General features: G+C 65.0%; 14 protein-coding genes and 1 tRNA gene. 9 read left to right on the top strand and 6 right to left on the bottom strand.

What is annotated here, in order from left to right:
- Positions 1 to 231: 231 nt before the first annotated feature.
- Positions 232 to 348 (bottom strand) — tRNA-OTHER (locus tag B7438_RS20560).
- Positions 349 to 646: 298 nt separating this feature from the next.
- Here B7438_RS20560 and B7438_RS20295 point away from each other — a divergent pair.
- The 3 genes from B7438_RS20295 to B7438_RS12140 all read left to right on the top strand — a co-directional run bounded on the left by B7438_RS20295 (position 647) and on the right by B7438_RS12140 (position 3,136).
- Positions 647 to 796, top strand: a complete 150-nt coding sequence (locus B7438_RS20295; protein WP_143465865.1) for a transposase — start codon at positions 647 to 649, stop codon at positions 794 to 796.
- Between the two features lies 1 nt (position 797).
- Positions 798 to 1,952 carry an NAD(P)/FAD-dependent oxidoreductase gene (locus B7438_RS12135; RefSeq protein ID WP_085369860.1) on the top strand — a complete coding sequence of 385 codons (1,155 nt, stop codon included), beginning with the start codon at positions 798 to 800 and terminating at the stop codon, positions 1,950 to 1,952.
- 200 nt (positions 1,953 to 2,152) lie between these two features.
- Positions 2,153 to 3,136, top strand: a complete 984-nt coding sequence (locus B7438_RS12140; RefSeq protein ID WP_143465867.1) for a hypothetical protein — start codon at positions 2,153 to 2,155, stop codon at positions 3,134 to 3,136.
- 7 nt (positions 3,137 to 3,143) lie between these two features.
- Here the strand turns inward: B7438_RS12140 and ptsP are convergent, their stop codons facing one another.
- From ptsP to B7438_RS12165, 5 genes are all read right to left on the bottom strand, one after another.
- Complete coding sequence (ptsP, locus tag B7438_RS12145; RefSeq protein ID WP_256922015.1) at positions 3,144 to 4,406, bottom strand: phosphoenolpyruvate--protein phosphotransferase; 1,263 nt, start codon at positions 4,404 to 4,406, stop codon at positions 3,144 to 3,146.
- A gap of 5 nt (positions 4,407 to 4,411) precedes the next feature.
- Complete coding sequence (locus B7438_RS12150; RefSeq protein ID WP_085369863.1) at positions 4,412 to 5,797, bottom strand: hypothetical protein; 1,386 nt, start codon at positions 5,795 to 5,797, stop codon at positions 4,412 to 4,414.
- A complete protein-coding gene (locus tag B7438_RS12155; RefSeq protein ID WP_143465868.1) occupies positions 5,787 to 6,650 on the bottom strand; it encodes a (d)CMP kinase in 864 nt (287 codons plus the stop codon). Before B7438_RS12155 ends, B7438_RS12150 begins: the two co-directional genes overlap by 11 nt.
- A 65-nt stretch (positions 6,651 to 6,715) precedes the next feature.
- The gene (locus B7438_RS12160; RefSeq protein ID WP_179150803.1) at positions 6,716 to 7,918 is read right to left on the bottom strand and encodes a nitrate/nitrite transporter; all 1,203 of its coding nucleotides are present in this window, start codon (positions 7,916 to 7,918) and stop codon (positions 6,716 to 6,718) included.
- Between the two features lie 171 nt (positions 7,919 to 8,089).
- Entirely contained in the window at positions 8,090 to 8,659 is a 570-nt protein-coding gene (locus tag B7438_RS12165; RefSeq protein WP_085369866.1) for a hypothetical protein, read from the bottom strand.
- Positions 8,660 to 9,546: 887 nt separating this feature from the next.
- Here B7438_RS12165 and grpE point away from each other — a divergent pair.
- The 6 genes from grpE to B7438_RS12190 are packed head-to-tail and all read left to right on the top strand — an operon-like array spanning position 9,547 to position 19,944.
- On the top strand, positions 9,547 to 10,212 hold the full coding sequence (gene grpE / locus B7438_RS12170; RefSeq protein ID WP_179150804.1) for a nucleotide exchange factor GrpE: 666 nt from the start codon (positions 9,547 to 9,549) through the stop codon (positions 10,210 to 10,212).
- On the top strand, positions 10,209 to 11,816 hold the full coding sequence (locus tag B7438_RS12175; protein WP_085369868.1) for an Hsp70 family protein: 1,608 nt from the start codon (positions 10,209 to 10,211) through the stop codon (positions 11,814 to 11,816). The genes grpE and B7438_RS12175 overlap by 4 nt, the downstream gene beginning before the upstream one ends.
- Before the next feature lie 44 nt (positions 11,817 to 11,860).
- The gene (locus B7438_RS12180; protein ID WP_085369869.1) at positions 11,861 to 14,590 is read left to right on the top strand and encodes a fibronectin type III domain-containing protein; all 2,730 of its coding nucleotides are present in this window, start codon (positions 11,861 to 11,863) and stop codon (positions 14,588 to 14,590) included.
- On the top strand, positions 14,590 to 15,780 hold the full coding sequence (locus B7438_RS12185; RefSeq protein WP_085369870.1) for a hypothetical protein: 1,191 nt from the start codon (positions 14,590 to 14,592) through the stop codon (positions 15,778 to 15,780). Before B7438_RS12180 ends, B7438_RS12185 begins: the two co-directional genes overlap by 1 nt.
- A gap of 1 nt (position 15,781) precedes the next feature.
- On the top strand, positions 15,782 to 18,214 hold the full coding sequence (locus B7438_RS20300; protein ID WP_143465869.1) for a hypothetical protein: 2,433 nt from the start codon (positions 15,782 to 15,784) through the stop codon (positions 18,212 to 18,214).
- A complete protein-coding gene (locus tag B7438_RS12190; RefSeq protein WP_143465870.1) occupies positions 18,214 to 19,944 on the top strand; it encodes a hypothetical protein in 1,731 nt (576 codons plus the stop codon). Before B7438_RS20300 ends, B7438_RS12190 begins: the two co-directional genes overlap by 1 nt.
- The last annotated feature ends 1 nt before the right edge of the window (position 19,945 follow it).

Here is a 19,945-nt window from a genome sequence, read left to right on the forward strand (position 1 = left end):
ACTTGTCGCGGCAGTTGTCGCTTGGATCCAGGTCTTTGGCGGGTGAATCCTTACCGAGCACCACTAACCGCGAACCTAGGTGGAAACAGTCCACTAGGGCGCCCTCGCGATTCACGTCGTCGCATCGACGGCAGGGCGGCCAGGTCCAAGGCAGTCCCGAGGACGCACGCAGTACCACCGGTCAAAGCGATTGCCTGCGTGAAAGACCGGTTACTAACAGGGATCAAAATGCGGAGACGGTGGGATTTGAACCCACGGTGCCCTGTAAAGGGCACTCCACCTTAGCAGGGTCGAGTAGGGCAGCTAATTGCCGCATCTTCGGAGACCAGATGCAACGAATACAGCCCCCTGCACAACATGGAGATGACTGCAACTGTCCCCCCGCTGTCCCGCTCTGGTGTCAAGGAAAGAAGAGTCGCCCTGCTGGAGTCAAGCTCACTAGAGTTCTGCGGGATGCAGTTGGTTCGGCCGTCTGGGTTTGGGCTGGCCGTTGAACGATAGCAAGGATTTGGTTTGTAAGAGTGCTCCCGACGGCCCCGCCTTAGTGCCACATTCCCTCCGCCGGATAGCGCTGGGAATGCTGACGCTTTGGTTTGGCTCCAGGGTCGTTTGATTCTGCGGGATCGGACGCGAAAGAATGTCTGTCATGCCAGTGAAGTCTTCTGAGGAGTTCAAACGCGACGCGGTCGCGATGGTCCTCACCCAAGGAATTCCCCAAAAGCAGGTCTCCACGTACTTGGGTATCGATAGCCCGGCCGAGATGGTCGCTGCGATCACGTTGTCTTACGGCGCCTGACATGCTCGGCTCGGCTAGCATCGTCGGCGGCGGCATCGGCGGCCTGACGGCGGCGGCGTCGCTCGCGAAGCGGGGGTGGAGCGTCACGCTCTATGAACGCCAGTCGACGCTGCGGGCGCATGGCTCCGGCATCTACCTGTGGAACAACGGACTCGCGGTGCTCGCCGACCTCGGCGTGCTCGACGAGGCGATCGAATGCGCCCACTACGGTCCGGTGATCGAGACGCGGAACGCCGCCGACGAGGTCATGGCCTCGGTCCAGACGGGCCGCGGCAGGCCGGCCACGGTACTCACCGCGACCAGGAGTCGGCTGATCGACGCACTCGCGAGAGCGTGCCAGGACCTCGGCGTCGACGTACGGACGGACATGGAAGGCGTCTCCGCCCACCCGGACGGCTCGGTGTCGTTCGCAGAAGGGACGGAGGCAACGGCGGACCTCGTCGTCGTCGCCGACGGGGTCAACTCGCGCATCCGTGACGGGCTCGCGCTGACGAAGTCCCGGATCGGCCTTGGGCAGATGGGCGCCCGCGCCCTAATCCCGCGGACTCGAGGACTTCTCCCGGACGCCGACGAGCCGAAATACATCGAATGGATGGCCGGACGGCGCTTCGTGCTGTGGACGCCGATCAGCGACGCGTCGCTATACATCTCACTCGTATCGCCGAAAGGGCACCCCTCCGTGGCGCCCCGGCTCGACCCGGTGGTCTGGACCGACGACTTCCCCCAGCTGGCCGGGCTCTTCGCCGAGCTCGACGGGTATGAACTCCACTGGGCCGAGTTCGAGCACATCACGCTCGAGCGATGGTCAGCCGGCCGCGTCGCGGTGCTCGGCGATGCCGCGCACGCGCAGCCTCCCTATCTCGGCCAAGGCGGCGGTTGCGCGATGATGAACGCCGCCGGCCTCGCGCACGCCGTCACCGTCGGCGGGGGTGGCATCCCGGATCGGCTTCGGCTCTGGGAGGAAACCGAGCGGCCGCTGATCGAGTACACGCAGAACTTCTCGACGGGGGTGGCGCAGTTGAATGATCTTCCCGAGTCGGTTCGCACGACGTTTCTCGGGGCGCTCGGGGCATCGGCCGATTTCGGGCGCAACCGCTTGCGCGCCGCAATGACCACTCCGACGGGCATCGCACCGTTCCGGCCGGCGGCGGTCTGATCCTGTCGAGTGGGCAACTGGACGTCTGTGGAGCAGCTCGGGATAGATGAGTCGAGCATACGGTTCGCCGTTCCGTCTGAATCCCCGCGACTAGCTAATACGCGCGTGTCGCTCACCGAAGTACGCTAAGCCTGCACCCACGAAAGCACCCACGTTCGCACCACCACTGATATTCACCTATGTCTCGGGAGAAGACCATCGTGAAGGACGACTTGAAGTACCGCGCGCGGCAGGTGCTAGCGAACCTGCCCGTCACGATCAACACGTCATTCGGCGACCCGTTCCAACGCGACCAATGGCCGGACACGCTGCAAAAGGTCACCTATCTTACGGAACAGGGTTATCAAGGCGAGATCGAGGTGTCCACGAAGTCCATCCTCACGGACGAGCAGATCGACGTGTTGAGTTCCGTCAATTCGAACATCTGGATCATGTGCGGAGTGACCGGTCTCGGCGAGAGCAAGGTGCCGCTTCAAGCTCGATTCGACAACTACCTCCGGGTATGCGCGAAGTTCCCGAAGACCGTGTTGAACACCCGACCGTTGATTCCGGGCAGGAATGACTCCATGGAGGTCCTCGCTCCCATCATCGAAATGGCCGCTCAAGGGAACAGGTACCTGAAGCACGGCGGATATCTCGATCCCAATGAAGTCGCTGGTAAGAAGTACAACTATGACGGTCTGAAATCGGACATCAAAGCGCTCTGCGCGAAATTGGGCGTCAGCGATGCGCCGAGGTGCTCGTCCATGGTGGCGATCGTGACAGGAAAGGTCGATAGCACGTTCGACAACTCGGATCCGACCAATTTGGACGTCTTGGAAGCGCTGGGATTCGACTTCGAACTCGTCGATGGGTACGTGAAGCTCGAGGGCTTCAAGAAGAGCGGCGTCGTGACCAAGGGCGATGTCTCATTCGCAAAACTGATCGCTCTGTCATCCCACGTGCTTGACAATTGGACCGATCCGCATCAGTACATGCAGATGAAGGGACCAGACGGGCAGATGACGGTCTGCACGTCGAGTTGGTTCCACTGGACGCGGGAAATTCGTTGCACAGTGAACTGCTGGTACTGCCACGTACGACCGGGAACGGCCATCTACTTTGAATCGGGCGACTCTGGGTGCAGCCCACTCGATCTTTACGACTTCGTGTTCGAGAGCGAAGAATATTCCGCTGCTTCCTGAACTGGAATCAATCAATATTGCGGACTGCAACCTTCAGCTGCGGAATCCTCGACGGCGAGACTGTCAGTGCGTCGACCCCATAGTCGAGGAACGTGCTCGTGAGCGCTTCATCCGCAGCGAGTTCGCCGCTGATCGACACCCATGCGCCGGCACTGCGCGCATTCTCCGCCACCAACTTGATCGACCGAAGAATCGCCGGATGGGACGGCCCGTACCGCTCTGCAAGCCTGGGGTTCGTTCGATCGATGGCGAGCATGTATTGGGTGAGATCGTTGGTTCCGATACTGAAGAAGTCGACAAGAGGTGCGAGGTCGTCACTGATGAGCACCGCGGCAGGCGTCTCGATCATGATGCCTTGCTCGATATCCCGATTGAACGGAATATCTTCCCCGGTTAGGTCCTCCATCACCTGGCCGACGATCTCCTTGATCTGAAGCACCTCGTCGACCGACACGATCATGGGATACATGATGGCCACGTTCGCATAGGCGCTGGCTCGCAATATCGCCCGAATCTGAGGCACGAAGATGTCACGACGATCCAGGCTGATCCGGATGGCGCGATACCCGAGCGCCGGATTCTCCTCCGGCTCCAAGTGAAGATAGCCCGGGGTCTTGTCTGCGCCCACGTCGAGCGTCCTGATGACGAACTTCCCCGTCCCCAATCGCGATGCCATGGCCGTGTAGATCTGGAACTGCTGCTCCTCCCCGGGCAGATCCGACGACTCCATGAACATGAATTCCGTCTTGAAATTCCCGATTCCCGCGGCACCATTCGCGATGGCGTTCTCCACGTCGGAAACAGCATTGATGTTGGCGTAGAGCAGAATGGAGTTCCCCGACTTGGTCACCGCAGACAGGTCGCGGGACACGCTCGCCAACTCTCTTTGTCGAGCGTCGAAGTCATCCGCCTTGAGCGCGTACTCCGACCGCGTCGGCTCGTCGGGATTGACGATCAACTCGCCGCCGCCGTCGATGATGGCAGGCAGACCGTGCCACTGCGCGTCCACCTCCTCTCCGCACAAAGCCGGAAGACCCATCGTCCTCGACAAAATGGCGGTGTGCGAGTTCGGCGCCGCGTTCTTCACCACCAGACCGACGACATTGAGCCTGCCGAACCGAATGGTGTCCCCCGGCGTGAGGTCGACAGCGACGACGATCGTGGGTTCCTTGATCTCGTCGAACGCCGCGTGCCCCATGTGTTCGGAATAGTAGAAGATCCGGCCGAACCTGATGCCCTCATTCAGCGGAGTCCCGCGGGCGGCCACCATTCCCACTACAGGCACTCCTTCGCGGGGGACGGGAGTATCTGTTGCCTGAACCTCGACCACAAGGTCCTGAGCAGGACGTCGCCACCCGACATGACTTCGTCGAAATCGGATGCCTCGTCGTGGGGGGCAGTGCGCGCGGGAGCGCTCCAGTCCCAGAACGCCTCGAAAGCAGGGAGTCGGTCGCCCAGCTCGCGAGCCCTCATGACGGCGACCTTCGCGGTCCGATATGCCTCCCGTGGATCCCTCGTCTCGCGCCGGTGGTATCTGAGCGACTGAGTGTCGAGCATCAAGGGCAACGGCACCACCTCGGTGCCGGGGGCGAAAACGCCTCTGATTTCATGGAAACTCTTCCCCGTGAAGATGCAATCATCGACGACGATGACGCACCGGTCACGATAATCCTCGACCATCCGCGCCATAGACCCCGCGCGGAACACCCGAACGGTTCCCGATCTCTCGCCCAAGTCTGGGCCATCGGCGCGATGTTGCGAGTACTGCACATTGGCATGTTCGGCTTGCCACCGGTCGGACGTTAGACGCTGGAATATCGTCCCTTGGTTTAGGGCACCGAAGGCGTTGCTCAGAATCAGGACGCGATCTGATTCGAGACCTTCGCCGAAAGCAGCCAATTTCGTGGTGTACGCGGCGAAGAGGACGGGCAATGAATCGCCCTCGCGGACGGCACGAACACTTCCGGGCACAAGATGGGAGATACGCGACGATTCGTCAACGAACGCCGAGATGGTCGGGTTGAGGACGACATCTGCGATCCTCTGTGGAAATCCGTCCGTCGATGCGGGATATCGAAACAGCAAAAGACTCGCGATCATGTCGGCGATCTCGCCGACACAGGCTTCGATCGTCAGTGCAATCTGCGAACTGCCGCGCAGTCTCGATTCATTCGAGTACACGAACCAGAGCATGGTCGACAGATCGTTGAAGACGTACTCCAGGTAGGAAATTATGCCGATCCAGTTCACGACGTTCGACGTCCACGGCTCTCCCTCGCAGGCGAAGGCGAGCTCGGAATAGGCCTTCCAGTGACTGCAGAAGGTTTGCCACAGCGAGATTTCAGTCGAGCCGCTCCGCCTTACGTGCATCTGCGGATCGCATTCGTAGTAGGTGTATCCACGCAGCCAGACGGTCTCGTCCTCCACATGACCGCGGCGTCTGAAGAAGTCCCGCAGCGTCGGTGCAAGCTGCTCAACCTCGTGCAGTCCGAGCCGAAAGCCGCCGTACTTGCTGACATGGTCTTGAATCCTGAACGAGTTGCTGCAACGAAGGTTCGTGCGTATCGACCTATTCCACAGGTCGAAGAACGCGTCTTCATTCGCCTTCATCTCCGCACCCGCAGAGTCGAGGAGCTCGAAGAGTTCCCTTTCACTCGCCATTTGTGACTTGTCGGTACATGGTGTCGATAAGACTGTCCAAAGTAAATGACAGCGGATCAAGCACGATCAGTTCTGTGCGCGGACCGCTGAACGTTCGTTCCTGGCCGTCCCTCAACCGCAGCTTCTCGAGAGCTTCAGATCTCGTAATGCTCTTTGAGTGCTGCAGTATCTCCGCTCGCCTTTCGAGCGATGATTCGAAATAGAACTTGAATTCTGCGTCGGGGAAGATCTCATAGAGGTTCCGGCCGTCCATAACTACGTTTCGGCCGCGACGGTAGTCATCCAGGGCGTTATCTACATGACGCAACATTTCGCTATCGCCGGTGATGAACCCAAAGTGTTTCACTAACCCGTCGTCATACAAGTCGGCGTTGTTGCGGTTCTGCAGGTACAGAACGGTGTCAGCAGAAGCGGAACCGTAGAGCGATTGCAGTATTGCACTGTGACCAACGCCCTGGTCTTTCAGCTGCTGGTATTCGTGCGATAGGAATCGAATCACTAGCCCGGTGGAGAAGAAAGAAATGCCTAGTCTGTCGGCAAGCATTTGCCCGGCGGTCGATTTCCCCTGGCCGTTTGTGCCATCGATTGTGATCAGCATGAAGCGACTCCGCAGAAAGACAGTTTGCAGCGCACGTTCGTAAGTATGCCACTGGTCTTTGGGGCAGCGTCGCTTCAGGCCGGCAACCAAGCTGGCGATGTCGTTTGCCTTCGTACGTGGCCTGTTCTGGCCGCTGCCCGAGGCACCCTTCGACGCGAGTTTCCTCGCGTCGCACGACGACGCCCAACTCCTTCGGGGCGCGTCGGCACCATCAATTTTCCCTTTTCGCGCACTTTCACCCGTGGCTTGCAGCACGGAAGGGGTAGTCGATGGTGCAGGCGCCCGTGTGGGTGTACGCCAGCACTATCGACGCGCGATGCTCAGCGGCGGGACGTCACGGGGCTGTGCTTTGCGGTGGCCGGGAACGCTTTGCCGCGACGTCTGCGGCTGGGTGTCAGAAGGAACACACCGAAGACGAGGGTCAGGAGGCCGATTACGATCCAGGCCGTTGCGTAGCCTGCCAAGGCTGCGATCTCACCGAAGACCCACGGCATAACGAACCCGCCGACTGCCGTGATCGTCAACAGCAACCCGACAGCGGTACCGATCAGTTCAGGCGGAACACTACGATCGTTGCCCGGCGCGACCAGCCACACGGCGAAGCAGCCGTTGAAAGCGAATCCGATCACGGCGGCGGACAGCCACAGCGTGTCGGGCCCAGCGACCGGCAGTGACAGGATGCCGAGCCCCTGGATGGCCAGGAAGAGCAGGAAGGTCGTACGAGCGCCCATCACGCGGTCGGCGACAATGCCCGCCGTGATGCTTCCCGGAATACCCGCGATTCCCACTAACAGGCCAGCGATCGCGACGACTCCTTCCGAGAATCCCCGGTCGTCCGCTGCGTACATACCGATGAGTTGAGAGGCCGCGAAGTAGGCACCGTAACCACCGAAGAACGCGAGTCCGTATCGCCACAGGAAGCGGTTGCGCAGAATCGCGGCGATGGCGGGACCGCTGAGCTTCACACCGAGCAGGCTGGGAATACCTTTGGGGGTGCGGTAGACCAACAGCACGACAAGGCCAGCGACCAGTGTGACGAGACCGGCGACAACGAGCGCCCCCCTCCACCCAAGGCCCTCGACGACCGGTGTCCAGGCGTATAGGCCAACGGCGACCCCTATGCTGAACGAGGCCGAGACGACGCCCAGAGCGACGGCGTGCTCACGCTTTCTGAACCAGACGCTCACTGCGGCGATGCTGATGCCGGCATAGATCGATGCGGCGACACCAGCGAGGAAGCGCGTGATGAGCAGCGCCGGGTACCCGTCGACGATGCCAGCCAACGACGTGAGCGCACCCTCCATAACCAGGCCGGTCACCACGGTGGCGCGGATCCCGAACTTCGCAGAGAGGAATCCGGCGGGGATGTGCATGATTCCGTAGCCGATGACGAAGCCGGAGATGAGCAGCGCTAGCTGCGGGAGATCGATCGAATATGCCGCGGCCACACCTCCGAAGGTCGACGGCATCACAAACCAGTTGAAGGTCATCGCAACCGTCCCGAGCGCGATCACGGCCAACATGACCCATCGCATTGAGGCCTTCGGTTGAGCTTCGTCATTCACAATGCGTTCAGCTTTCATCTTGGTTGGAGCGGTGAGGCGGCGAGAGAGAGGATTCGGTTCGTAAAAAGCCTCACAACAGCCCGCTTTAGGGTCACATTGCTACCGCAGGGCGGGCTGCTTTGACGCAAACTAGTACTGTCCACCATCGATCGGCGACTTCTTTCCATCGATGCCGTATCCCTGTGGGTAGGTGACGTAAGTGTCGCCGTTGAGAAGCTGGACGACTTGGCGGATCGCCTGGTTCGTGACCTCGCCACGAGTCACCGTGTCGTCGTTTGTGACTCGTTTGTCGGTGACGTTGATGAAGTCGATGGCGCTTCCGTCGCGGTCGGTTCCGGTCTGCCAGTGCCCGTTTGCGACAAACACGTCGTTGCTGGCCAGCATGACGCCCTTTCCCCCGGACTGCAGGACGCTGTCCGAGGAAGCCTTGTATGCAGCGCTCATCTCGCCAGTGCTCAGATCGGTGCCGTAGTACTGCAACGCCGACACGATTTTCGCGCCTTCCAGAGTGTTCCCGTCGCTTATGGCGGTGCCTTCGATGTTTTCCCAGAAGTACGGCGGAATCGAGTTCGGCATCGTGTAACCGAAGTCGTTGCCCGGCTTCGCCACGGAGAGTTGGGCGTTCTTGGCGAAGGCGAATGCCCACCGGTCCCCGTAGGGAAGCTTCGCGAAGTCGTTGAGATCTGTGATCGCGTCCATCTCAGCAATGGTGTGAGCCTGCTTGACGGGACGCCCCACGAATTGTGGGCTCGTCGGACTTGCAGTAGCGGATGGAGTCTCGCTTCCATCCACCGCGGCTTTCGTCTGAGCGGCGATTGGCGTAGACCCCTCCCGTGGGGAGCATCCCGCCAACGAGACCACCACAATCAGGGCCGCTACCCCCCTTACTAGCGCGGGGCGTCGACGTGACATTGGGCGAATCCTCTCGACGGCGCGTCGATCGCGCTCGCTGGGATGTAGCCTGACATAAGTGAGAGATCCCCACTGACTACATGATCCGCCCCAAACCGGGGATGAATTCGCCGCAGCCCCGTTGATCGGGCTAGAACGATCCTTCCGGCGTCCCCCAGGACCGCTGTCTGAGAAAGTCAGTGGCGGGGACTACTCGCCCGCCGCGAGGCACGGAAGACATCGCTGCTGACCGGAAAATCGGGCGATGGACCGCGATCAAATGAGGGTCCTCACCATGCTCTCCACTACCAATGCCCACGCCGACGACCGTCCAGCGGTCGGGATCGAGCCGCGCCCCGCTTCCTCGGTCCCACGGGCGGCCACGAGATCCGGAAGTAGTCAGCTGACTCTGCGCATATCGGGCCCGATCCCGCTGGGCCGCTACTCCCTAGCCGAAAGACGGTGTCGGAGTGGCCACCCAGAAGTGGGGGTAGCACGCCCGGTCTGGGCATCGCTAGCATATCGCTGATTGACGCTCACTTTTGCGTCAATCGTTTTGTTGGGGTGGACGAAAGTACCACCATTCAGCTGCAACCCGAATCGGCTGACGAAAGGTACCTGTGTCCGACGACCCCTCCTGGGCCGCAGTTGCGCCTCACATGGCCAGCGGTGAAGCTACGCCTGCAATCGACGAAATGCCCAGCGCGGACGCGGAGGCGGCCCTTGAGGGCCATGCGCCCGAGGCTTCCGTGCCTGACCTTGAACCGGCTCCGGATCCGATCGACGCCCTGACGCTCGAACTCCGCGCGTACCGCGACGAGCTGGCCCAGCGGGAGACTGACTCGGTGCAGCTGGTCACCGAGCGGTTGAAGGCGGAGCAGCAGCTGACCGCGCGCATGCAGGAGCGCATCGAATCCCTTCAGCGCGACCAGGCCCGGGCGCTGCTCGGTCCCGCCGTCACCGAGCTCGCCAACCTCCATGCGGCGGTCGCCGAGGCGGCGCGACGCGACTACGAGCCGCTCGGCCCCGAGCGTATCCGCAAGGAGTTCGACCTGCTGGCCGATCAGGTGGAACGCACGATCGACCTCCTCGGGGCGCAGACCCTCGACGCCAGACCGGGCGACCCGTTCGACATGCGACAGCACACCGCGGCCAAGCAGGTCCCCACCGCGGATCCGGCGCTGGACAAAACGATCGCCGCTGTACTGCGTCAGGGCTTCCGATTCGACCCCGATTCCAAGCCCGCTCTATATGCGCGTGTCAGCGTCTTCGCGTTCGACCCCACGCTGGCCGCGCATGCCGAAGACGCAGATATCCCCCTTCCGCTTGGAACCGACCGCAGCGAGGACGCACTGAAATGACTAACCAGGTTTTCGGAATCGATCTCGGGACCACCTATTCCGCGATCGCCTACATCAACGACTTCGGCAACGCCGAGGTGCTCCGCAACCGCGAAGGCGACGAGACGACGCCGTCCGTGGTCTTCTTCGAGAGCGAGACGAACTTCGTCGTCGGCAAGGAGGCGAAGAACGCCATCCTCGTGAACCAGGACGCGACCGTCTCGCTGATCAAGCGCCACATGGGCACCGCCTTCACGCAGCAGTTCTTCGGCACGGCCTTCGGACCAGAGGGGATCTCGGCGATCATCCTCAAAGACCTCGTCGACTACGCGAAAGAGGCGAGCGGGGTGGACACCGACAAGGTGGTCATCACTGTTCCCGCCTACTTCGGCCTCGCCGAGAAGGAGGCTACCCGCCAGGCCGGAGTCGCCGCCGGCCTGGACGTCGTGGGCATCGTCACAGAGCCCGTCGCCGCGGCCCTTTCGGTCGGCATAACCGGCGAGGAGACCCGCACGCTGTTCGTGTACGACCTCGGCGGCGGCACCTTCGACTGCACGGTCATGCGTGTGTCGCCCGGGGTCATAGAGGTCATCGGCATCGACGGGAACCGTCTGCTCGGCGGCGCGGACTGGGACGCACGGCTGTTCGCGCTCCTCAACGAGAAGTTCATCGCCCAGGCCGGCCTGGACGACGACCCCACTACCGACGAAGACTTCGCCCAAGACCTGATGACGAAGGTCGAGGAGACGAAGAAGACCCTGTCGAGCCGGGAACGGACGAGCGTAACGCTGCGCTTCGGCGACACACTCGAGAAGGTGGAAGTGACCAGGGCCGAGTTCGAGGAGGCCACCCGCACGCTGGTCGATCAGACCCTCGAGATCGCCCGGCGGGCGCTCGACACCGCCCGCGAAAAGCAGCCGGGACTGGAGATCGACGACGTCCTGCTCGTCGGCGGTTCGTCGCGCATGCCGGTGATCGAGAAGTCCCTCCAGAACGAGCTCGGCTGGACCCTGCGCAAGACGGAACTCGATCTCGCCGTCGCCAAGGGCGCCGCGATCTACGGCAATGCCGGCCTGGCATTCGCTGAGACGATCGCCTCTGGAGACTCGTCGGCCGACGACCTCGGCACCGACGAGAAGAAGTTCCTGCTCGGGACCTCCACGGTCGAGATCCGCAACGTCCTCTCCCGGAGCCTCGGCGTGCAGTTCGTGCGACGCGACCCGGCCGCGCCGAACGGCTGGACGCCCTACGTTGACTTCAGCGCCCACGGCAATGATTCGCTCCCGCTCGACGCGGTCTTCCAGGGCAGCACCGTCTCCGACGGGACGACCGAGCTCGAGATCCACATCTTCGAGCAGAACAGTCCCGTCGAGAACGAGGCGCCCTCCGAGAACCGAGAGGTCACCCCGCCCGAAGGCGCCGTGCTGCGCAACCTCCCGCACCTCTCCGCCGACTCAACCATCGAGTTCGAACTGCACATCGATGCCGAGGGACACGCGACGCTCACGGCCTACGAGCCCACCTCCGCGCAGCGCATCGAGATGCATGTGTCCCTCGCAGTCCTGCAGGACGAGGACGTGCAACAGCTGAAGCAGACCATCGCCGGGATGACCCGTAGCGCCTGACGCACGCGGGCCGGACGCCGAGGTGACTAGAAGGGAGGGGTGACGTGCCGTTCGATGCGAAGGACTATCGGAACCGCGTCCTGAACGAATACCGGAAGGGCAAGGGGCCCGCCCTGCGCGATGCCCTTCGCGAGCTACGTGAGGACCCGGGGCTGTCGGTGCCTGGCGGCCGGTTCGACCTCGCCGACTTCTACGACGTCCGCCCCGGCACTTCGGACGCCGAGCTGGCCCAGCAGATCAGTGCGGTAGACAACGCGATTAAGGTCGCCGTGCAGAAGCCCGGGTGGACGCGTCAGCCCCTCGACTTCCACGAGATCGTGCTGAGCCGCAACCCCGGAATACGGACGATGGAGTTCTGGGACACGATCCTCGCGGCGAAGACGCGCCAAGCGGCCGAGGCTCTTGCGGAGTTCGGTGAGCAGGTCGCAGCGGAATACCAAGGCCTAAAGATCGTGACTCCCGACAGTCTCCGCCGGCTGGCGAAGAGCGCAGGGGTCGCCGACAGCGTCAGCGACGCCGACCTCGCCCGCGTCGTCGGCAGCGCGGGCATCTCGGTCGTCGACGACATCCGGCCGATCTCGGCACCTCCCGCGATCGTGAAGGAGATCTCGACGGCACTGCAGAGCACCTCCTGCCGGAGCTTGCTCTCGGCGATCTTCATCGAGCAGGGCGAGCCCGCGTCCTTCTCCATCTTGGACGGACTGCGAACCGACGATCCGCGCCTGGTGCTCTCGCTCGCCACCGTCGATCGCGCTGTCGCCCACGCCCACAAACTCTCCGACACGAACGACAACAACGCGATCGGGAAGATCCTCGGGGCGCTCCGACGCTCAGCGGCCAGCGATGCGGAACTGCTGGACACCGTGATCGCCATCTTCCTCGAGACCGGTCGCCGTATCGACCAGGAGGGCGGCCCGAAGCGCCGATCACTCAAGACCTTCGTCGAGCGCACGGGCATCACCGAGGCCGACGCCGCACGCATCCTCCTGCACGTCGCACCGGAGTCGGGAGGCCAGCCGCGGCGCGGTTGGAACGACGTGCAGGCGCTGATCGCCGATGGCGCACTCAAGGAGGCCCGCCGGCTCTACGAGTCGCTCTGGGCCGAGAAGAGCGAGTCGACCTCCGACGACCAGAAGGCGGCGCTGAACGCGCTGGAAGGAACCGAGCGCAAAGTCGTGGACTTCACCGCCGAGGCCCGTACAGCGGTTGCGCGCGGAGACCTCGAGACCGCCGCGCGGGCTCTGAATCAGGCGCTCACGCTGTGCTCCGACGACGAAGCGCTGGCCCGGACGGCGCGTGACCTGCCTCCCTCCACACCGCTCAAGGCGGTCGCTGCGGTGTCCGCCGATGCCCGGAGGGTCCGGCTGTCGTGGGAGCCCGGTTTCGGGACGACCGAGGACGTGGTGTACCAGGTGATCCGCACGACGGGCCGCGCACCACGGAACAACCTCGACGGAGAAAAGCTCGGCGCGCCGGTTTCCGGCACAACGTTCGAAGACGCGGCACCACCGGTGGCGGTGCCGGTCTTTTACGGCGTCTCGGCCACGCGGGGCTCCGGGTCCTCGCCGGTGGCGGTCACCGAGATCCTCGCACTGCCACCCGTCACGGAGGTCGTGGTGACCTCGGATCCGTCGAGCGTGACCCTGCGCTGGACGGCACCGCCGGAGTCGCGCACGATCGAAGTGACGCAGTCAGCTCCGGACGGGACGACGACCCAGCTGCAGCCGTCCGCGCACAGCGGAGCAACGGCCGGCGGCCTGCGCACCGGGGCGACCTATACGTACTTCCTCACCGCCGTCTACTCGGGCGCCGCCGGCCAGACCCTCCGATCGGAGACGGTCCGGGTCACAGGAGTGCCGCGCGGTGCAGCTCGGGTAGTGGCGGAGCTGACGGTCGGCGCGGACCTAGATGCCGCTGGCGGTTCGTCGGCCCAGGCTGTCTGGAGGTCTCTTGACGGCTACCCCGTCGAGATCTGGCACTACGAGCAGAAGCCCGAATGGCGTCGCGGCGATCGGCTGCCGATGACCGAGATCCGTCGTCGTGGGGTACAGCTCGCCGGCCGCCCGCTAACCGGGCGGCCGGGTCACGACGGTGTCCGCGGCGCGGCCGGCGAAGGCCTCCGGCACTACGTCGCCGTGACCCGCGACGGCGACGACGGTCTCATCGGCGCTTTCAGCACTTACGGAACGGCACCGACGATCCGGAACCTCCGCGTCGAGCGGTTCGGTGACGAAGTGGTGCTCTCCTGGGACTGGCCGGGACCAGAGTATGAGGTCCGGGCGCGATGGAGCAGCGACGGAACGACCGGCGAGCGGAGGATCTCCCACAGCGAGTACCGGGTCGAAGGCGGGTGCCGCATCGCGCTCGGATCGGCGGGCGGGACGGTCGCCGTCGCGACGGTCGCCGGCGACGGCGACGACCGCTGGCTCTCGCCGGAGACGACCGCGACGGTGTCGGGCGCCGCCATGGCCGTGCCGTACACGATCGAGTTCCGCCGCCGGCTCCTCGGCGGAGCCGGTTCCGCCACGCTGCACTTCGAGCCTCCCGCCGGCGCTCCGGCGTTCGACATCGTCATCGTCGGCTCCGCGGGCAAGACGATGCCTTTCGACGCCGATCGCGGCACCGCGCTGACCCGGACCACAATCTCGTCCGCGAGCCCATCCGTCTCCGTCGACCTCCCCCGCGTCAAAGGGACGTTCTGGCTGCGCGCATTCAGTGCGTCGCCGGGCTCGCGACTCATCGATCCCCCTCCCGCACGAATGAAGGTCGAGTGATGGCATTCGGTTTCTCCCGCCTCGCCCCCTGCCCCTACTGCTACGCGCAGATCGACCCGGGCAAGGTCTGGTACCGCTGTTCGGGACGCCCTGCCCCCGGTCGGACCGCCTGCGTCGTCAGCGAGGACGAGTCCCGTGTGCGCGTGCTCGGCGATGCCCTCCCTGTGCTGCCGAGCTTCGAACCGGAGGCCCGCCGCAGCCTCAGCAACGCGCGGCCGGCCTGCCCCCGCTGCCAAGGCCCGACCGGAACGCGCGTCTGCCCGAACTGCCATTCGGTGCTTCCCGACAACTTCACGGTCGACAGCCCGCTCTTCGGCATCGTCGGCGTGCGCGGGTCCGGTAAGACCGTCATGCTCAGCGTGCTCGGCAAGGAGTTGACCGAGACCGTCGCTCGTCGGTTCGACGCGAGCATCGACACGGTCGGCTCGTCCAACCTCCTCACCCGACTGGACTCCGCGCGCAAGGACATGGAGACGGGAACCGGGCGCCTTCCCGATCAGACCGCCGCCTCCGAACGGGTCCCGGCGGTCTACACCGTGACCCTCCAGAAGGCCGGCGTCGCCGGAATCCGGCAGACGGTGTCCACGATCTTCTCGTTCTACGACACCGCGGGCGAGAACCTCTCGACACCCGACAAGGCCAGGGACCTGCACTACCTCGAGGCTGCGAATGGCATCATCCTGCTCCTCGACCCGTTCGGGTTCCCCGGCAACCGGGATGACGCCCTCCGCCGCGGCGTGAACGCGAACAGCCTGGTCGATGAGCCGCGCACCGTGCTCCGCGCCCTGACCGACGTGCTGCGAGAGGCCGAGCACCTCAAGCCGGGCAAGAAGATCAAAAAGCCGGTGGCGGTTGTTCTGGCGAAGGCGGACGCGTTCTTCGACGAAGTCGACCCGGACAGCCCGATCCGCAAGCCATCGACGCGCGAGCCCTACTTCGACGAGGCCGAGTCGCTGGAACTGCACGAGTACGTCGCGGGCCTCATCGACAAGTGGGGCGGCGACGACGTGCTGCGGACGCTCGACCACAACTATCAGACCTATCGGTTCTTCGTCGCGTCGGCGCTCGGCTCCGAGCCGGACTACAAGAGCGGAACGGTCAGCAGCCGGGGCATCCAGCCGCACCGCGTCGCAGAGCCCCTGCTCTGGCACATGGCTCGCCGTTCACTCGTCACCATGAAGCGAGCCTGAGATGCTCGACATCCTAGTGTATTCGGACAGCGCAGAGGGCGAAGCTCTGCACGGCGGCACGGGCTTCCAGTTCATCGCGCACTCTCCCGGTGCGACGCTACGGGATGAGACCGTCGCCCGCGGGGCTGCCATCCAGCACGTGGTCCCGCGACAGCTTGCGGCCGCGGACTGGGCGCAGCACCCGCCGACGTGCGCCTACGTCCGCGACGGTGACCGCCTGTACCTCAGTCGCGGATACAGCAGCGGCGACACCATCGGCGGCCGGCCGGGCAACCAGCTGACGGTCACGGTGATGACGTCCGACCCGTACGACATCCTGCCCCTGCGACCGGCGCAGCTATACTCGTCCCCCTCTTGGGATCTGGGCCGCCCGAGCGCGCAGGATCTCGACCCGTGGCAGACTCCCGTCGAGGTCTCGGAGGCGTTCGACGTGGTCGGGCTGCACACGCTCATCACCGACGACGAGTGGGCGCGGGATGCTCTGCCGATGATCCTCACGATGCTGGAGCAGACGCAGGCCTCGCCCCGTGTCAAGCTGCTGATCCGGCATACCGACCAGGCCGTCGTCATGCGCTGGGTGGCTCTGCTGTCGCGTTTCCTCGACGCCGAGAGCGCCTTGCGGCTCGGGTTCCGGGTGTTCTCGGACGAGCCTCTCGCGCAGGATGCCCACATCGTGGGCGCTCATCCGGCGCTGAGCCCCGAGCTCACGGTCGAGTCGGCCGAGGCGAGCGGTGTCAACCTGCTCGACCTTCTCGACCGGCGCTTCACAGCCATCAGCCCGTCACCGTCTGCCGTACGCCACGCGCGATGGTTCCTCCTCGGGGACCCGTACGAGTCCCTCGATGCGATCGAAGTGAGCCGGCGCTGGAGTCAGCACCTCGACGCGGACACCGCCGCCCGTGGCGCGGAGCTCGCGGCCATGGCCACGACGCGGGCGGCCGTCGGGGTGGACGAGCTGCACACCGCGCTGGACGTCATCTTCGCGCTCGCCGTCGCCGGTGAGCTCGACGAGCTCGAAGCCTATGGCGACGAGCTCGCCGACATCGTCGCCGGCTGCGCACCGACCGACGCGTCCGATCTCCTGCGCATCGATGCGGCACTCTCCGCGGCGCACAACGCGGGCGACGCAGGTCTGGCGCAGAGCCTTGCTCTCTGCGTTCTGGAGTGGGCCGCGGCACGGCCCGAGGACGCGCGCGAATGGGCGCGGCAGGAACCCCGCGTCGACGGACGCATCCAGTGGGACGATGCGGAGGCCCGGGCGCACGCCGGTCGGTTGCTGGCCGGTGTCCTCGCCGTCGCCGATCCCGACCTGCTGCCGGCCTACTTCGTCCGCGCCGGATATCTGGACACATCGCTGTCCGCCGCGGATGTCTCGCTACCCATCGACCGCTTGGCCGCCCAGTGGGCGGCCCGTCCGGGTCTCGGTGCGGACGCCCGCCGCTGGGCGCTCTCCGACACCGTGACCGAGCGTCTGGTCAACGAGCTCGGGCGACGACTCGACCGCGGAGACCCTGCGGCGATCGCCGCTCTCGTGGCCGGATCCTGGGACTGGCTCGCACCGAGCCCGTGGCGCCCGGACGACCCCGCGCCCCTTGCTCCCTGGTTCGCGGTCAGGGAACTGCGCGGAGCCTCCACCGATCGGCGGGCGGAGGTCCTCGCCCAGGTGCAGGGTTCGGTGCCGGGCGCCGGGTGGCGCGCTTTCCTTCCGACCGCCGATGGGCTCCATCCGATGGAGGTCGCCCACTGGGTGAAGGTACACCGCGCACTCGATCCCCAGCTGGCGGTCGAGATCGAGCGGATCCTCGCCTCGGTCGATCGGCACACGGAGTGGCGGCGCACCGGCGCGGCGAACGTCCTCCATCAGATCGACCGGCTCGGCGACGCGACGCCGGCCGCGCTCCGCTCCGCCGCAGCCGCCCAGCGTCGCATCATGCCGCTGTTCGAGCAGTCCGTCGAACGCCGCTCCACGGTCCCGAATCCGGCCCTGGCGGCACTGAACCGCGAGTTCGCGGGGTCACTGGCGCCGATCTACGGCGACTGGATCCTACGCTCCATTCTCGTCTGCGATGACCTCCAGGGGGCGCTCCGCCTGGCCGGGCGGGAGCCGGAGACCCTGATGACCGAGTTCCGAGAGGTGCTCGTCGCCGACCTGCGCCGCGGCGACACCACAGCGCTCGCCTCGGCCGCCCGTTTGCTCGACCCGTCGGCCGGCCGGTGGAGCGACGTCGCGAAATCGGCGTTGGACGCCGTATGGGACGACCGGCGAACCGAGGCGACGCGCCAGCAGCTCCTGGCCGACGCGGAACGCACGCTCGCTCCGGACGAGCAGGTCCGACTGGATGCTTACCTGGCAGACCAGGGCAGAGGACGCGTGTCCCGTGGCGTGCTGCGCGGGGCCAGATCGCTCTTCGGAGGAAAGGGGACCGATCGCTGATGGGCGAAGTCATTGCCTGGATCATCGCCGCCGGCCTGATCATGGCCGCCATTGTGTTCGCTGTGTGGATCATCGCCGCGCTGCTCGCCCGCGTCTTCTCCTACGTGCTCGTGTACTGGGGAGTCGCGCTCCTGGGCGGGTTCCTGGCGGGCATGATCGCCGGTGCCGTCCTCCCCGTGCGCGTGCTCGTGGGGCGCGGTAAGGCGCACCTGTGGCAGATCACTCCGACGGATCTGGTCGGCGGGAAGGTCCTCCGCGGAAAACCCCGGAGCCCGAACGCCGAGTACGGCTGGGACTCGGCGTGGCCCAACTACATGCCGTTCCAGGCTCGCGAGGACACCAAGGCCGTGGCCCGTGAAGTCCGGACGCACGTCGGTGTGTTCTGGCGGTGGTTCGTCGCACGGATCCCGAAGGGGACGCTCGCCCGGAACAGCGACGGAACCGTCGCCGCCGTCTTCCGCTGGCTGGGGCGCATCATCCCGCGCTCCGGCTGGATCGCGCTGATCCTCCCGATCTTCCTGGGATACCTCCTCGGCGCGTGGCTCTCCGCACTGGCGTGGTTCCTTGTCATGGGCGTGATCGGTGTCGCGATCACCGCGCTGCAACAGCTCGCGCTCCTGCTCTACCGACTCTTCGACATCAGCGACCGTCAGCGGTTGAACGCCTCCATCATGTGCCCGCACTGCTACGGCGAGTCCACGCTGCCCGGCTACCGCTGCTCCAACCCCGACTGCGGGAAGATCCACTGGACGATGCTTCCTGGCCCGCTCGGCCTGATCACGCGCCGGTGCTCGTGCGGCACGCGGCTTCCCAACACGGTCTCGGCGGCTGCCCGCCGGCTCACCGCGATCTGCCCCTACTGCAAGGAGGAGCTGGCCGAGGGCAGCGGCGGGCGCCAGACCGTGCAGATCGCCATGATGGGAAGCGTCGCCGCGGGCAAGAGCCGCCTCCTGGACGCCCTGGTCGTGGAGATCGCGAAGCTGATGCCCGTGGCCTCGGGCACGATGACGCCGCTCAACGACCACGCGCGGCTGTTCCTCTCGCAGGCGCAGACGCGGATGCAGCAAAGCGCAGCGACCTCCAAGACGCAGCACGAACGCCCAGTCGGTCTGCCGTTCCTCCTCACGAGGGACACCACGAACGTCGAGCTGCAGGTGATGGACGCCGCTGGTGAGGCCTTCACCAGCTGGGACGAGACGGCGAAGCTGCGCTACCTCGACACCGCCGCCGGGCTCATCCTGGCCCTCGACCCGCTGGCGTTGCCAGGGGTCGTCGATCACTACAACCGCTCGCGGCTCGCGAAGTCCGTGCTCCTCGCCTCCGGCGACCAGGAGGAGGCCTACGCCGCCGCTGTCGACCGGCTCCGCGCAGAAGCCGTGCCCGTCGGACGGCGTGGGCTCGCCGTCGTCCTCACCAAGGGCGACATCCTCACGCAGCTTCCCGTCGCAAAGGACCTAGATGTCGACGACAGCGCGTCGATCCGCAGCTGGCTGATCGAACACGGCTCCGACCTGATGGTCCGACGGTTCGAGAAGGACTTCCGCGAGGTCCGATTCTTTGTGGTCGACTCGATGCGCGAGCACGACCTCGAGGACAGGCTCAACCCGTGGTGGGTCCTGGACTGGCTCTTCTCCGAGGCGCAGGCGCCTTTGAAGCTCGGCAGCGTCTTCGCGCCACCTCCCACCGTCGTCGGCGCGCCGGCCGCCGCCACGACGTCTACCCGCGCCTGAG

The sequence above is a fragment of the Leifsonia sp. NCR5 genome, from assembly GCF_002105485.1.
Taxonomy (GTDB): domain Bacteria; phylum Actinomycetota; class Actinomycetes; order Actinomycetales; family Microbacteriaceae; genus Leifsonia.